13 protein-coding genes and 4 tRNA genes are annotated in these 16,140 nt (G+C 55.7%); all 17 read right to left on the reverse strand.

Annotation, left to right across the window (positions count from 1 at the left end):
- Window positions 1-2: 2 nt before the first annotated feature.
- Entirely contained in the window at window positions 3-473 is a 471-nt protein-coding gene (gene rpsG / locus HBO05_RS08765) for a 30S ribosomal protein S7 (protein ID WP_002555493.1), read from the reverse strand.
- Between the two features lie 117 nt (window positions 474-590).
- Complete coding sequence (gene rpsL / locus HBO05_RS08770) at window positions 591-962, reverse strand: 30S ribosomal protein S12 (RefSeq protein ID WP_002555494.1); 372 nt, start codon at window positions 960-962, stop codon at window positions 591-593.
- A gap of 216 nt (window positions 963-1,178) precedes the next feature.
- Window positions 1,179-5,378, reverse strand: coding sequence for a DNA-directed RNA polymerase subunit beta' (rpoC, locus tag HBO05_RS08775; protein ID WP_169951377.1), 4,200 nt, complete (start codon window positions 5,376-5,378; stop codon window positions 1,179-1,181).
- Between the two features lie 64 nt (window positions 5,379-5,442).
- Window positions 5,443-9,516 (reverse strand): DNA-directed RNA polymerase subunit beta, encoded by a 4,074-nt coding sequence (rpoB, locus tag HBO05_RS08780; RefSeq protein WP_029299252.1) that lies wholly within the window; start codon window positions 9,514-9,516, stop codon window positions 5,443-5,445.
- Between the two features lie 219 nt (window positions 9,517-9,735).
- Entirely contained in the window at window positions 9,736-10,101 is a 366-nt protein-coding gene (gene rplL / locus HBO05_RS08785) for a 50S ribosomal protein L7/L12 (protein ID WP_003210093.1), read from the reverse strand.
- 78 nt (window positions 10,102-10,179) lie between these two features.
- Entirely contained in the window at window positions 10,180-10,680 is a 501-nt protein-coding gene (gene rplJ / locus HBO05_RS08790; protein WP_003176433.1) for a 50S ribosomal protein L10, read from the reverse strand.
- A gap of 200 nt (window positions 10,681-10,880) precedes the next feature.
- Window positions 10,881-11,576: a 50S ribosomal protein L1 gene (rplA, locus tag HBO05_RS08795; RefSeq protein ID WP_003176434.1), complete on the reverse strand. Its 696-nt coding sequence runs from the start codon at window positions 11,574-11,576 to the stop codon at window positions 10,881-10,883.
- Window positions 11,576-12,007, reverse strand: coding sequence for a 50S ribosomal protein L11 (gene rplK / locus HBO05_RS08800; RefSeq protein WP_003210097.1), 432 nt, complete (start codon window positions 12,005-12,007; stop codon window positions 11,576-11,578). The genes rplA and rplK overlap by 1 nt, the downstream gene beginning before the upstream one ends.
- 117 nt (window positions 12,008-12,124) lie before the next feature.
- The gene (gene nusG, locus HBO05_RS08805) at window positions 12,125-12,658 is read right to left on the reverse strand and encodes a transcription termination/antitermination protein NusG (protein WP_003176436.1); all 534 of its coding nucleotides are present in this window, start codon (window positions 12,656-12,658) and stop codon (window positions 12,125-12,127) included.
- A 9-nt stretch (window positions 12,659-12,667) separates the two neighbouring features.
- Complete coding sequence (secE, locus tag HBO05_RS08810; protein ID WP_076964128.1) at window positions 12,668-13,036, reverse strand: preprotein translocase subunit SecE; 369 nt, start codon at window positions 13,034-13,036, stop codon at window positions 12,668-12,670.
- A gap of 45 nt (window positions 13,037-13,081) precedes the next feature.
- Window positions 13,082-13,157: transfer RNA gene (locus HBO05_RS08815), tRNA-Trp, on the reverse strand.
- A 158-nt stretch (window positions 13,158-13,315) separates the two neighbouring features.
- Window positions 13,316-13,391: transfer RNA gene (locus tag HBO05_RS08820), tRNA-Thr, on the reverse strand.
- A 26-nt stretch (window positions 13,392-13,417) separates the two neighbouring features.
- Window positions 13,418-13,491, reverse strand: a tRNA-Gly gene (locus tag HBO05_RS08825).
- 24 nt (window positions 13,492-13,515) lie between these two features.
- Window positions 13,516-13,600 (reverse strand) — tRNA-Tyr (locus HBO05_RS08830).
- 142 nt (window positions 13,601-13,742) lie between these two features.
- Window positions 13,743-14,189, reverse strand: coding sequence for a hypothetical protein (locus HBO05_RS08835; RefSeq protein WP_172312355.1), 447 nt, complete (start codon window positions 14,187-14,189; stop codon window positions 13,743-13,745).
- Between the two features lie 7 nt (window positions 14,190-14,196).
- A complete protein-coding gene (locus HBO05_RS08840; RefSeq protein WP_172312357.1) occupies window positions 14,197-14,946 on the reverse strand; it encodes a pantothenate kinase in 750 nt (249 codons plus the stop codon).
- Window positions 14,936-15,895 carry a bifunctional biotin--[acetyl-CoA-carboxylase] ligase/biotin operon repressor BirA gene (gene birA, locus HBO05_RS08845; RefSeq protein WP_172312359.1) on the reverse strand — a complete coding sequence of 320 codons (960 nt, stop codon included), beginning with the start codon at window positions 15,893-15,895 and terminating at the stop codon, window positions 14,936-14,938. The genes HBO05_RS08840 and birA overlap by 11 nt, the downstream gene beginning before the upstream one ends.
- Window positions 15,896-16,140 lie beyond the last annotated feature (245 nt).

Genomic DNA, 16,140 nt, shown 5'->3' on the forward strand with positions numbered 1-16,140 from the left:
GATTAGAAGCGGTAGTGCGAGAAAGCTTTGTTAGCTTCAGCCATACGGTGCACGTCTTCACGCTTCTTAACAGCAGCACCTTTACCTTCAGCAGCGTCCAACAGCTCGCCGGCCAAACGCAGAGCCATAGACTTCTCGCCGCGCTTACGGGCGAAGTCTACCAACCAGCGCATTGCCAGGGCGTTACGACGGGACGGGCGAACTTCGACCGGAACCTGGTAAGTAGCACCGCCTACACGGCGCGACTTCACTTCGACCAGCGGAGCGATGGCGTCGAGAGCTTTCTCGAAGATTTCCAGGGGGTCGCTGTTCTTGCGTTCTTTAACCTTTTCCAGCGCGCCATAAACGATACGCTCGGCAACGGCTTTCTTGCCGCTTTCCATCACGTGGTTCATGAACTTGGCCAGGATTTGGCTTCCGTATTTTGGATCGTCAAGCACTTCGCGCTTGGCTGCTACGCGTCTTCTTGGCATGGATAAGCCCTCAAACGGTCTTCAGGTTCGTTCGGAATCGGTGCCCTTGCGGGACGCCTCCGACCTTACTCTTATCGACTCAGAAAATAAGATGATTCAGTTTACAAAAAGCCGCTACTACTTAGGCTTCTTGGTACCGTACTTCGAACGACCCTGGTTACGACCTTTAACGCCGGAAGTATCCAAGGAGCCGCGTACGGTGTGGTAACGAACACCTGGCAAGTCTTTTACACGACCGCCGCGGATCAGTACCACGCTGTGCTCTTGCAGGTTGTGGCCTTCACCGCCGATGTACGAGGAAACCTCGAAACCGTTGGTCAGGCGCACACGGCATACTTTACGCAGTGCCGAGTTAGGTTTTTTCGGCGTAGTGGTATACACGCGAGTGCATACGCCACGACGTTGCGGGCAGTTCTGCAGCGCAGGTACGTCGGATTTCTCGACGATACGCTTACGCGGCTGACGTACCAGCTGGTTGATAGTTGCCATCTACTAGCTCCACTGTTGTCTTGCGACGCTATTGTCTTGCAAGAAAAGCAAAATGGCAGGAACGAATTCCCGCCAAATTTAGGGGTACAAGAGTCTAAAGAGGATCTTGCCCCCAGTCAAGGCAAGGCCCCGACCTCCCCCTCCATCGAAACCCGACAAAACTGTCTTGTTCCGACGAACGGGGCTGCCAGGGCCCGGACTTATTTATCGCAGAACTCAGTTACCGCTAGAGTTCAGCGCTTCGGTCAGTGCAGCTTCCACTTCACTGGCGCTTACGCGCAGCGGCTTGTCGAGTTCACGGCGACGCTTGCGCTCGCTGTGGTAGGCCAAGCCGGTACCGGCCGGGATCAGACGACCCACAACCACGTTTTCTTTCAGGCCGCGCAGGTAATCGCGCTTGCCGGTTACCGCCGCTTCGGTCAGTACGCGAGTGGTCTCCTGGAAGGAGGCCGCCGAGATGAACGATTCGGTGGACAGCGACGCCTTGGTGATACCCAGCAACACGCGAGTGAACTTGGAAACAAATTTCTCTTCGGTTGCCAGACGCTCGTTTTCTACCAGTACGTGAGTCAGTTCCATCTGGTCGCCCTTGATGAAACTCGAATCGCCGGATTCAGCGATTTCAACTTTACGCAGCATCTGACGCAGGATGGTCTCGATGTGCTTATCGTTGATCTTCACGCCTTGCAGACGGTAAACGTCCTGGATCTCGTTAACGATGTACTTGGCCAGCGCACTCACACCCAGCAGACGCAGGATGTCGTGTGGATCGCTCGGGCCGTCGGAGATAACTTCGCCGCGGTTTACCTGTTCGCCTTCGAAGACGTTCAGGTGACGCCACTTCGGAATCAGCTCTTCATACGGATCGCTACCGTCGTTCGGGGTAATGACCAGACGGCGCTTGCCCTTGGTCTCTTTACCGAACGCGATGGTGCCGCTGACTTCAGCCAGGATCGACGCCTCTTTCGGACGACGAGCTTCGAACAAGTCGGCAACACGCGGCAGACCACCGGTGATGTCACGGGTCTTCGAAGTTTCTTGCGGGATACGCGCGATAACATCACCGATCGCGATCTTCGCACCATCCGCCACACCGACAAGGGCGTTGGCTGGCAGGAAGTACTGAGCGATAACGTCAGTGCCTGGCAGCAACAGATCCTTGCCGTTGTCATCGACCATCTTCACGGCAGGACGGATGTCCTTACCGGCAGCTGGACGATCTTTGGCGTCGAGGACTTCAATGTTGGTCATACCGGTCAATTCGTCAGTCTGACGCTTGATCGTGATGCCTTCTTCCATGCCCACGTAGGTCACGGTACCTTTCATTTCGGTAACGATTGGGTGAGTGTGCGGATCCCACTTGGCCACGATTGCGCCAGCGTCGACCTTGTCACCTTCTTTAACCGAAATCACAGCACCGTACGGCAGCTTGTAACGCTCACGCTCACGACCGAAGTCATCAGCGATCGCCAGCTCACCGGAACGGGACACAGCAACCAGGTGGCCATCCACTCGCTCAACGTGTTTGAGGTTGTGCAGACGGACAGTACCGCCATTCTTCACCTGAACGCTGTCAGCTGCGGAGGTCCGGCTTGCCGCACCACCGATGTGGAACGTACGCATGGTCAGCTGGGTACCCGGCTCACCGATGGACTGGGCAGCGATAACGCCGACCGCTTCACCGATGTTCACCTGGTGACCACGAGCCAAGTCACGGCCGTAGCACTTGGCGCAGATACCGTAGCGGGTTTCGCAGCTGATCGGCGAGCGAACAATCACTTCGTCGATGCTGTTGAGTTCGATGAACTCGACCCACTTCTCATCCACCAGGGTGCCGGCAGGAACGATGATTTCCTCGGTACCTGGCTTGAACACATCACGGGCGATAACACGACCCAATACGCGCTCACCCAGCGGCTCTACAACGTCACCGCCTTCAATGTGCGGAGTCATCAGCAGGCCGTGCTCGGTGCCGCAATCGATCTCGGTTACAACCAGATCTTGTGCAACGTCTACCAGACGACGAGTCAGGTAACCGGAGTTAGCGGTTTTCAACGCGGTATCCGCCAGACCTTTACGAGCACCGTGAGTAGAGATGAAGTACTGAAGTACGCTCAAACCTTCACGGAAGTTCGCAGTAATCGGCGTTTCGATGATGGAGCCGTCCGGCTTGGCCATCAGGCCACGCATACCGGCGAGCTGACGGATCTGCGCAGCAGAACCCCGTGCGCCCGAGTCGGCCATCATGTACATCGAGTTGAAAGACTCTTGATCGACTTCGACGCCATGACGGTCGATGACTTTCTCTTTCGAGAGGTTGGCCATCATCGCCTTGGAAACTTCGTCGTTGGCCTTGGACCAAAGGTCGATCACTTTGTTGTACTTCTCGCCCTGGGTTACCAGGCCGGAGGCGTACTGGCTCTCGATCTCTTTCACTTCATCAGTGGCAGCACTGATGATGCGGGCTTTTTCATCCGGGATAACGAAGTCGTTAACACCGATGGAAACGCCGGAAATGGTCGAATAAGCAAAACCGGTGTACATCAACTGGTCAGCGAAGATCACGGTCTCTTTCAGACCAACCACGCGGTAGCATTGGTTGATCAGCTTGGAGATCGCCTTTTTCTTCATCGGCAGGTTGACGACGTCGTACGACAGACCTTTTGGCACAACCTGGTACAACAGCGCACGGCCGACAGTGGTGTCGACGATCCGGGTGTTGCTCACGCTGCCGCCGTCACGGTCGTTGACCGTTTCGTGGATGCGCACCTTGACCTTGGCGTGCAGTGCGGCTTCGCCAGCACGGAACACACGGTCAACTTCTTGCAGGTCAGCGAACACACGACCTTCGCCCTTGGCGTTGATCGCTTCACGGGTCATGTAGTACAGACCCAATACAACGTCCTGCGACGGAACGATGATTGGCTCACCGTTGGCTGGCGACAGGATGTTGTTGGTCGACATCATCAACGCACGCGCTTCCAACTGGGCTTCCAGTGTCAGCGGTACGTGCACGGCCATTTGGTCGCCGTCGAAGTCGGCGTTGTACGCAGCACAGACCAGAGGGTGCAGCTGGATAGCCTTACCTTCGATCAGTACCGGTTCAAACGCCTGGATACCCAGACGGTGAAGGGTCGGTGCACGGTTGAGGAGGACCGGGTGTTCGCGAATCACTTCAGCGAGAACGTCCCAAACCTCTGGTAGTTCGCGCTCGACCATTTTCTTGGCCGCTTTGATGGTGGTCGCGAGACCGCGCATTTCCAGCTTGCCGAAGATGAACGGCTTGAACAGCTCAAGAGCCATCTTCTTAGGCAGACCGCACTGGTGCAGACGCAGGGTCGGGCCTACGGTAATTACCGAACGACCGGAGTAGTCAACACGCTTACCGAGCAAGTTCTGACGGAAACGACCTTGCTTACCCTTGATCATGTCAGCCAAGGATTTCAGAGGACGCTTGTTGGAACCGGTAATAGCGCGGCCACGACGGCCGTTGTCGAGCAGGGCATCGACCGCTTCTTGCAACATACGCTTTTCGTTGCGCACGATGATGTCCGGAGCGGACAGATCAAGCAGGCGCTTCAAGCGGTTGTTACGGTTGATCACGCGGCGGTACAGGTCGTTGAGGTCGGACGTCGCGAAACGACCACCGTCCAGCGGTACCAGCGGACGCAGGTCTGGCGGCAGAACCGGCAGAACGGTCAGCACCATCCACTCTGGCAGGTTGCCGGAACCCTGGAAGGCTTCCATCAACTTCAGACGCTTGGACAGTTTCTTGATCTTGGTTTCGGAGTTGGTTTGCGGAATTTCTTCACGCAGGCGGCCAATCTCGTGTTCCAGGTCGATAGCGTGCAGCAGTTCGCGGACAGCTTCAGCACCCATGCGGGCATCGAAATCGTCGCCGAACTCTTCCAGCGCTTCGAAGTACTGCTCGTCGTTGAGCAACTGACCCTTTTCAAGGGTGGTCATGCCTGGATCGATAACGACATAGCTCTCGAAGTAGAGAACGCGTTCGATATCACGCAGGGTCATGTCCATCAGCAAGCCGATACGGGACGGCAGCGATTTCAGGAACCAGATGTGGGCAACCGGCGAAGCCAGCTCGATGTGCGCCATGCGCTCACGACGAACCTTGGCCAGCGCAACTTCAACGCCGCACTTCTCGCAGATCACACCACGGTGCTTCAAGCGCTTGTACTTACCGCACAGGCACTCGTAATCCTTTACCGGGCCAAAGATCTTGGCGCAGAACAGGCCGTCACGCTCAGGTTTGAACGTACGGTAGTTGATGGTTTCCGGCTTTTTAACTTCACCGAACGACCACGAACGGATCATCTCAGGCGATGCCAATCCAATACGGATGGCGTCGAACTCTTCGACTTGACCCTGGTTTTTCAGCAAATTCAGTAGGTCTTTCAAGGCCTTTCCTCCTGGCGGAGCAGAGAGCGGGCTAAACAGCCCCGCTCTCGATTCGCGTCACGTGTTATTCGGTTTCCAGATCGATATCGATGCCGAGGGAACGAATTTCTTTGATCAACACGTTGAAGGACTCGGGCATGCCCGGCTCCATACGGTGATCGCCGTCCACGATGTTTTTGTACATCTTGGTACGACCGTTCACATCGTCCGACTTCACTGTGAGCATTTCTTGCAGAGTGTATGCAGCACCGTATGCTTCCAGTGCCCAGACCTCCATCTCCCCGAAACGCTGACCACCGAACTGAGCCTTACCACCCAGCGGCTGCTGGGTAACCAGGCTGTAAGAACCGGTAGAACGAGCGTGCATCTTGTCGTCTACCAAGTGGTTCAGCTTCAGCATGTACATGTAGCCAACAGTAACCGGGCGCTCGAACTTGTTGCCGGTACGGCCGTCGAACAGCTGCATCTGGCCGCTTTCTGGCAGGTCTGCCAGTTTCAGCATGGCCTTGATTTCGCTTTCCTTGGCACCGTCGAACACCGGGGTAGCCATTGGAACGCCGCCGCGCAGGTTCTTCGCCAGATCCAGGATTTCCTGGTCGGAGAAAGTGTCCAGCTCTTCTTTGCGGCCGCCGATCTCGTTGTAGATCTCGTGCAGGAACTTACGCAGGTCTGCGACCTTGCGCTGCTCTTCGATCATACGGTTGATCTTCTCGCCCAGACCTTTGGCCGCGAGGCCCAGGTGGGTTTCAAGGATCTGGCCAACGTTCATACGCGAAGGTACGCCCAACGGGTTGAGGACGACGTCGACCGGGGTGCCATTGGCATCGTGCGGCATGTCTTCAACCGGCATGATCACCGAGACCACACCTTTGTTACCGTGACGACCGGCCATCTTGTCGCCCGGCTGGATGCGACGACGGATTGCCAGGTAAACCTTGACGATTTTCAGCACGCCTGGAGCCAGGTCATCGCCCTGCTGCAGTTTGCGCTTCTTGTCTTCGAACTTGTCGTCCAGCAGACGGCGGCGATCAACGATGTAGGCCTGGGCCTTCTCGAGCTGCTCGTTCAGAGCGTCTTCAGCCATGCGCAGTTTGAACCACTGGCCGTGCTCAAGACCGTCGAGGATTTCGTCGGTGATGTCCTGACCTTTCTTCAGACCTGCGCCGCCTTCGGCCTTGTGGCCTACCAGGGCGGAACGCAGACGCTCGAAGGTCGCGCCTTCGACGATACGGAACTCTTCGTTCAGGTCCTTGCGGATCTCGTCGAGCTGGGTCTTCTCAATGGACAGTGCACGAGCATCACGCTCAACGCCGTCACGGGTGAAGACCTGTACGTCGATGACAGTACCCTTGGTACCAGTAGGTACGCGCAGGGAGGTGTCTTTAACGTCGCTGGCTTTTTCACCGAAGATGGCACGCAGCAGCTTCTCTTCCGGAGTCAGTTGAGTCTCGCCTTTCGGAGTGACCTTACCGACCAGGATGTCGCCAGCGCCAACTTCAGCACCTACGTAAACGATACCGGCTTCGTCCAGCTTGTTCAGAGCAGCTTCACCCACGTTCGGGATGTCTGCAGTGATTTCCTCAGGCCCAAGCTTGGTGTCACGCGCCACGCAGGTCAGTTCCTGGATGTGGATCGTGGTGAAGCGATCTTCTTGAACCACACGCTCGGACAGGCAGATGGAGTCTTCGAAGTTGAAGCCGTTCCACGCCATGAACGCGATGCGCATGTTCTGACCCAGAGCCAACTCACCCATATCGGTGGAAGGACCGTCAGCCATGATGTCGCTACGCTGAACGCGATCACCCTTGCTCACCAGCGGGCGCTGGTTGATGCAGGTGTTCTGGTTCGAGCGGGTGTATTTGGTCAGGTTGTAGATGTCGACACCGGCTTCGCCAGTTTCAACTTCGTCATCGGCAACACGAACCACGATACGGCTGGCATCAACAGAGTCGATCACGCCGCCACGACGAGCCACGACGCAAACGCCGGAGTCACGGGCTACGTTGCGCTCCATGCCGGTACCCACCAGCGGCTTGTCAGCGCGCAGGGTCGGTACAGCTTGACGCTGCATGTTGGAACCCATCAACGCACGGTTGGCGTCATCGTGTTCCAGGAACGGGATCAGCGACGCCGCAACAGAAACTACCTGCTTGGGCGATACGTCCATCAAGGTGACGTCTTCCGGCGCCTTGACGGTGAACTCGTTCAAGTGACGAACAGCTACCAGCTCGTCGATCAGGACTTTCTTGTCGTTCATCGTGGCCGAAGCCTGAGCGATCACGTGATCAGCTTCTTCGATGGCGGACAGGAAAACGATCTCGTCGGTGACCAGGGCGTCTTTCACCACACGGTACGGGCTTTCGAGGAAGCCGTACTGGTTGGTGCGCGCATAGGCAGCCAGGGAGTTGATCAGACCGATGTTCGGACCTTCCGGCGTTTCGATCGGGCAAACACGACCGTAGTGCGTCGGGTGAACGTCACGAACTTCAAAGCCTGCACGCTCACGGGTCAGACCGCCCGGGCCCAGTGCAGAAACACGACGCTTGTGGGTGATCTCGGAGAGCGGGTTGTTCTGGTCCATGAACTGCGAGAGCTGGCTGGAACCGAAGAACTCTTTCACCGCCGCAGCCACTGGCTTGGCGTTGATCAGGTCTTGCGGCATCAGGCCTTCGCTTTCGGCCATCGACAGACGCTCTTTGACCGCACGCTCAACACGCACCAGGCCAACGCGGAACTGGTTCTCGGCCATTTCGCCTACGCAGCGAACACGACGGTTACCCAGGTGGTCGATATCATCGACGATGCCTTTGCCGTTACGGATGTCGACCAGAGTCTTCAGGACCGCAACGATGTCTTCCTTGCACAGCACGCCCGAACCTTCGATCTCGGTACGACCGATACGACGGTTGAACTTCATCCGGCCGACCGCAGACAGGTCATAGCGCTCAGGGCTGAAGAACAGGTTGTTGAACAGGGTTTCGGCAGCGTCTTTGGTTGGTGGCTCGCCAGGACGCATCATGCGATAGATCTCGACCAGCGCTTCCAATTGGTTGCTGGTGGAGTCGATCTTCAGGGTGTCGGAGACGAACGGACCACAGTCGATATCGTTGGTGTACAGGGTCTCGATGCGAACAACCTGGGCCTTGGCGATTTTTGCCAGGATCTCGGTGTTCAGCTCGGTGTTGCACTCAGCCAGGATCTCGCCTGTCGCCGGGTGAACGATAACCTTGGCGGTAGTGCGACCCAGGACGTAGTCCAGAGGCACGTCCAGCGACTTGATACCGGCTTTTTCGATCTGGTTGATGTGGCGCGCAGTAATACGACGGCCAGCCTCAACAATGACCTTGCCCTTCTCATCCTGGATATCCAGGACGGCAATTTCACCACGCAGACGCGAAGCAATCAGCTCCAGGCTGAGGGTTTCATCCTTCAGGCTGAATACGTTGGTGGTGTAGAAAGCGTCCAGCACCTGCTCGGTGGTGTAGCCGAGCGCGCGCAGCAGTACCGAGGCCGGCAGCTTGCGACGACGGTCGATACGCACGAACACGCAGTCTTTAGGGTCGAACTCGAAGTCCAACCACGAACCACGGTACGGAATGATCCGCGCGGAGTACAGGAGCTTGCCGGAGCTGTGCGTCTTGCCGCGGTCGTGGTCGAAGAACACGCCCGGGGAACGGTGCAGCTGGGAAACGATTACACGCTCGGTACCGTTGATAACGAAGGTACCGTTCTCAGTCATCAATGGGATTTCGCCCATGTAGACTTCTTGCTCTTTGATGTCCTTGATCGCTTTGTTCGACGATTCTTTGTCGAAAATGATCAGACGAACTTTTACCCGCAAAGGTACGGCGTACGTAACACCGCGCAACACGCATTCTTTGACATCAAATGCCGGTTCGCCCAGGCGATAACCGACGTACTCCAGCGCAGCATTGCCGGAGTAGCTGATGATCGGGAAAACGGATTTGAAGGCCGCATGCAGGCCCACGTCGCGGAACTGATCTTTGGTCGCTCCCGCCTGCAAGAATTCACGATACGAATCCAGCTGGATAGCCAGAAGGTACGGGACATCCATGACGTCCGGCAACTTGCTAAAGTCCTTGCGGATACGTTTTTTCTCAGTATATGAGTAAGCCATCAGCGTTCCCCAGCTTGGTCACCTGCTTGTTTGGCCCTCCCGACGGGAGCAGCCAGAAAATCTTGCAAACCCCATGGTTTGCACCACCGCATCGGGTGGCTACAGCGCGTTAGTGGCGGCGACCGAGTCGACAGCCAAGAACGGAAAAAGGCCGGTGGCAAGAGCCACCAGCCATCAGCCTTCAGCTTAACGCTTGGGCTGGAAACGCAAGGTCGATGCTTACTTCAGCTCGACTTTAGCGCCTGCTTCTTCCAGTACTGCTTTGGCTTTGTCAGCGGCGTCTTTCGACACTGCTTCCAGAACCTGGGCAGGAGCGCCGTCAACTACAGCCTTGGCTTCTTTCAGGCCCAGACCGGTCAGTTCACGTACTGCCTTGATCACGTTTACTTTCTTCTCGCCAGCTTCCAGCAGCATGACGTTGAATTCGGTTTGCTCTTCAGCAGCAACAGCAGCAACAGCTGGGCCAGCGGAAGCAGCGGCAGCGGAAACGCCGAATTTTTCTTCGAAAGCTTTGATCAGCTCAACAACCTGCAGAACCGACATTTCAGCTACGGCGTTGAGGATATCGTCTTGGGAGATAGACATTGCTGTATTTCCTGAATTGGGGGACGGCCTACGCGGCCATCGAAATAAACAAAAAAACGCGAGAGAAGTTGCTCAGCCTTAGGCTGCTGCAGCTTCTTTTTGCTCGCGAACTGCGGCCAGAGTACGAGCCAGCTTGCTGGTAGCGCCTTGAATCACGCTCATCAGCTGCGAAATAGCTTCGTTACGGGTCGGCAGTGTTGCCAGTACGTCGATTTGGTTAGCTGCGAGGAACTTGCCCTCGAACGCAGCTGCCTTGATCTCGAACTTATCCTGACTCTTGGCGAATTCCTTGAACAAACGGGCAGCAGCGCCTGGATGATCCTTGGAGAACGCGATCAGAGTCGGGCCGGTGAACACGTCGTTGAGGACACTGTATTCAGTGTCAGCAACAGCGCGCTTGAGCAGGGTGTTACGTACAACACGTACGTATACGCCAGCTTCACGAGCCTCTTTACGGAGTCCGGTCATAGCGCCTACTGTCACACCACGGGCATCAGCCACGACAGCGGACAGAGCAGCTTTGGCAGCCTCGTTGACTTCAGCGACGATGGCCTTCTTGTCTTCGAGATTAATTGCCACGGGTTTAACTCCTGCTTGTTACCGTTTCATCTGGCCTAGGCCGGATGTCGTTTTGGTGTCTGATTCGGTAAGGAACCGGGAGCACCATCTGCGTAGGCTTGATGGTTTAAGACTTGCGTCGCCTACGGTCTTGGATAGCCCCCGCCAGGCAGGGACCCCAATTTTTTCAACTGGCGCGATCTCTCGCGCCAGTTTGTGTCTTATACGTCCAGCGAGCCTTGGTCGATGACCAGACCTGGGCCCATAGTGGTGCTCAGGGTAACGCGCTTGACGTAGATACCTTTCGAGGAAGCTGGCTTGATACGCTTCAGATCAGCGATCAGGGCTTCAACGTTTTCCTTCAGCTTGACGGCGTCGAAGCCGACCTTGCCAACGGAGGTGTGAATGATGCCGTTTTTGTCAGTGCGATAACGAACCTGACCAGCCTTGGCGTTTTTAACCGCGGTAGCTACGTCTGGAGTTACGGTACCGACTTTCGGGTTAGGCATCAGACCACGTGGGCCCAGGATCTGACCCAACTGACCTACAACGCGCATTGCATCCGGGGAGGCAATAACTACGTCATAGTTCAGGTCGCCGCCCTTCATTTCGGCAGCCAGGTCGTCCATGCCAACGCGATCGGCGCCAGCGGCCAGAGCAGCTTCAGCTGCCGGGCCTTGGGTGAAGACAGCAACACGTACGGTCTTGCCAGTACCGTGTGGCAGCACAGTAGCGCTACGAACGACCTGGTCGGATTTACGTGGGTCAACACCCAGGTTTACAGCAACGTCAACGGACTCGCTGAACTTGACAGTCGACAGCTCGGTCAGCAGAGCAGCAGCGTCTACAAAATTGTAGGACTTGCCCGCTTCGATTTTGCCGGCGATAGCCTTTTGGCGCTTGGTCAGCTTAGCCATTACACACCCTCCACGTTAAGGCCCATGCTACGAGCAGAACCGGCGATGGTACGCACGGCTGCATCCATATCAGCTGCAGTCAGATCCGCGTTTTTGGTTTTCGCGATCTCTTCCAGCTGAGCACGAGTTACGGTGCCAACCTTAACGGTGTTCGGACGAGCGGAACCGCTAGTCAGACCTGCAGCTTTCTTCAACAAAACCGAAGCCGGGGTCGACTTGGTTTCGAAGGTGAAGCTACGGTCGCTGTATACAGTGATGATCACTGGAGTCGGCAGACCTGGCTCAATACCCTGAGTACGGGCGTTGAAGGCCTTGCAGAATTCCATGATGTTCACGCCGTGCTGACCCAGAGCTGGACCGACGGGTGGGCTAGGGTTGGCCTGTGCGGCCTTCACTTGCAGCTTGATGTAAGCGGTAATCTTCTTGGCCATGAGGCACTCCAATTACGGGTTCAAGCGCCTCGAAAGGCTCCCCGGTTACTTGCGCGTTTATCCCAGTGACGACAAAACCCCACAGCCTAAGGCTGCGGGGTTGGGATGCTTTGTCAGCTAGACCTTTTCGACCTGACTGAACTCCAACTCTACCGGGGTAGAGCGACCGAAAATGAGCACCGCCACTTGGATCCGGCTCTTTTCGTAGTTAACTTCTTCGACAGTGCCGTTGAAATCAGCAAACGGACCATCAGTGACACGAACAACCTCGCCCGGCTCGAACAACGTCTTAGGCTTCGGCTTGTCGCTACCGTCAGCAACACGGCGCAGAATCGCTTCCGCTTCCTTGTCAGTGATCGGCGCAGGCTTATCGGCGGTACCGCCAATGAAGCCCATGACGCGAGGGGTATCCTTGACCAAGTGCCAAGTACCCTCATTCATGTCCATCTGTACCAGCACGTAGCCAGGGAAGAACTTGCGTTCGCTTTTGCGCTTCTGGCCATTACGCATTTCAACCACTTCTTCAGTGGGAACCAGAATTTCGCCGAAGCCATCTTCCATGCCTGCCAGCTTTACGCGCTCTAGCAAAGAGCGCATGACATGCTTCTCGTAACCCGAGTAAGCATGCACAACGTACCAACGCTTAGCCACGGGACACCCTTAGCCAACAATCAAGGAAACAAGCCAGCCGAGCAGGGAATCAAGCCCCCACAACAGCAACGCCATAACCAAAACAACAGCCACAACAATCAGCGTGGTCTGCGTGGTTTCTTGGCGAGTCGGCCAAACGACTTTACGTATTTCGGTGCGAGCTTCCTTAACCAGTACGGCGAAAGACTTACCCTTTACAGTCTGCAGACCGATGAAGACGGCCGCAGCAGCGAGAGCGAGCAATACGAGTACGCGGTACAGGATCGGCGAAGCAGAATAATACTGATTGCCAACAACGCCTACGACCACCAAAGCGACGACAGCGAGCCACTTAACCAGATCGAAACGAGAGCTTTGAGCTTCAGCCTTAGGAGTCATCTATGAAGATCCTGTGAAAAGAAAGCCAGATACACCACGTGAATCTGGCAGGTCAGGAGGGAATCGAACCCCCAACCTACGGTTTTGGAGACCGTCGCTCTGCCAATTGAGCTACTGACCTAAAACAAAATCAGGCCGACCATTATGCAGGCCTGAAAAAGACTTTACAACAACCAACCCCAAGAGACCTGAAACAACCCGATAACACCAGGTAAAAAAGAATCAAGCCGAGACAGCTGTTAAAACAAAGGCAGATATTTTCATATCTGCCTTGTTATATGGAGCTCTTGAGCGGATTTGAACCGCTGACCTCACCCTTACCAAGGGTGTGCTCTACCAACTGAGCTACAAGAGCAAAACACCCTGCACAACCTGCAAACTTGGAGCGGGTAGCGGGAATCGAACCCGCATCATCAGCTTGGAAGGCTGAGGTTCTACCACTAAACTATACCCGCGGAGCCTGCAGCTCACGCTAAAAATGGTGGAGGGGGAAGGATTCGAACCTTCGAAGTCGTAGACGTCAGATTTACAGTCTGATCCCTTTGGCCGCTCGGGAACCCCTCCTAAGCGAGCCGGCATTTTACATTACGCCGACCTTCTGTCAAGCATTTTCTCATTAAAAATATGAGGTTAGCTGCGTGACGATCGCTTCACACCAATTCCCCAAGTAGGTCATCGCTGTGGAGCGGGCGCCATTCTATGCAAACTATTCGACACTTGCAATGCCTTCGCACGGCATTATTTTATGTTTTAACTCATTGAATTCATTAGCAAGGCTTTCAAACGGCAGATCGTCAGCCAAGCGGCGACTTTCAGGTGCCACACGCAACCAAAAAGCGGGCACACCTGCACCAGCCAATGACTGGATCTTGACCTTGATATCCAGACTGGTCAGGCGCTGCTCGAGGAACTGCGCCTGCTCCTGACTGGCAAAGCCGCCTATATACAAGCAACCGGCCGGCGCTTCCGGCGCCCTGGGCCGATCACGACGGGTCATTGCGTCCGCTGACTCACTCAGCAATTGAATATCCTGCTGAGAGCCCCGATACAGCGCCAGGGGCGTTACATCCTTCGCACGCAACGGGGCCTCTTGCTGGTGCCAGATGTAATAAAAGACATTGAGAACCAGCAACAACAGAAACAACCAACGCATAGAAACCTCAAGACAAAGGGCATGCCATCGCCAGACCAACAAATACCAGGTCCGGAACGAACCGAGCGCCTGGCAGAGCATCGGCGACTAACTCAGCATCACCACCCGTAAGGAATACTGAGAAGTCTTCGCCCCAGTAACTCTGGGCCAGCTCCAGTTGCGACTCAGCGAAGCCGCGAAGCATGAGCGTACAACCACGCTCTACGGCTTGTGCAGTCGTACGTCCAGGCACCAGGCTTTCCAGCGCACGCTCAGCTGCAACATCGTCATAACGTATTTTACGGGTGTGGGTTCGCAGCTGATTGCGCATCAGCGGCATGCCAGGGCAGATAAATCCCCCAAGATGCTCGCCATCCGCCGTAATGAAATCAGCAGTGGCCGCCGTACCAAAATCCAGCACCAAACATGCCCCAGAGGCCAGGCGGAAGCCTCCCAGCATTGCCAACCAACGATCCAGCCCCAGGCGGGCATATTCCTCATATCCATTGCGCACACCCGCCATCTCACGCGACGGCGCAGCACAGCTTATAGAGACACCAAAAGCGGCAACCAACACGCCGACCAGACGATTCGTCTCCTCCTGGGCGCGCACGCTCACCAACCTACAGTGTTGCAGTGAAAGACCAGCCAATGAATGGAGGCCACCCAACAACGCCACATCGGAATCCACAACGCCTTCAGCGAAAACGACCGCCTGGCTCGCCTCCAGAACTCGCCATTTGATGAAGCTATTCCCACAGTCGAGCTCAAGAATCATCACGCAACCTCAGGCTTAACTCACCGCCACTGTATATTTTCTCAACACCATCCACTTCGAGACGCAGCGCGCCCTGACCGTCAATACCTAGCACAACCCCGTCTACTTGGTTAACACCGGCGATCAATGACACCGCCCTGCCCTGCCATAGATGACTCCGCTCCCACTCCTCGCGGATCACCGAGAAGCCGGAATCTCTATGACGCTCGAGATAAGCCTGCAATGCCTGACCCAGGTGAGCGACCAGATGATTTCGATCTACCCTGCGACCCGTTTCGAGCTGTATCGATGTCCACTGCTGATCAACTTCTGCGGCGCTTTGCATGTTGGCATTGATACCAATACCGAGCACTACATGGCACACATCAGCAGGATCGCCTACCAACTCAAGAAGGATGCCCGCAATCTTTTTTGACCCAACAAGAACATCATTCGGCCATTTCAAACCCGAACCCTGAACACCCAAGTCGCGCAGGGTTTGCATTACCGCCAAGCCCACCACAAGACTCAAACCCTCGAGCTGTCGCAAACCACCATCGATACGAAGTACAAGGCTGTAGTAAACATTCTGTGCAAACGGACTGACCCACTTACGCCCTCGACGCCCCCTGCCTGCAGTCTGCTGCTCCGACAGAACCAGGAACGGCGCCGCCTGCCCCGCATCGATTAGACGCAAAGCTTCGGCATTCGTGGAATCGATGGTATCCGAGATGAAAACCGAACCCGCACAGACCGGCGACTTCAAGGCGATCTCGTCAGCACTCAATAGAACCAGCGGGGATGCCAATTGATAGCCTTTCCCCCTGACCTTATGAATCGTCAGGCCCAGCTCAACCTCCAGATGCTGGAGCTGTTTCCACACAGCACTACGACTGACACCCAGGACCGCACCTAGCGCTTCACCCGAGTGGAATCGGCCATCTTTCAGAAGTTTTAACAACGTCAGCATGCAGGTCTCGCCTCACAATGAGGCACGCATGATAGCCATGCGCAGAGCCATTGCATAGAAAGCAACATAACAGGCGATAGAGCAACCTCAACTAGACAACCGACTAAGCATTTTCCAGTTTTCGACCGCCCAAAACAAAACCCCAACTGCTTTCGCAATTGGGGTTTCGGAATTTAATCTTGACGATGACCTACTCTCACATGGGGAAACCCCACACTACCATCGGCGATGCATCGTTTCACTGC

The organism is Pseudomonas sp. WS 5079 (genome assembly GCF_012985465.1).
In the GTDB taxonomy this organism is placed as follows: domain Bacteria; phylum Pseudomonadota; class Gammaproteobacteria; order Pseudomonadales; family Pseudomonadaceae; genus Aquipseudomonas.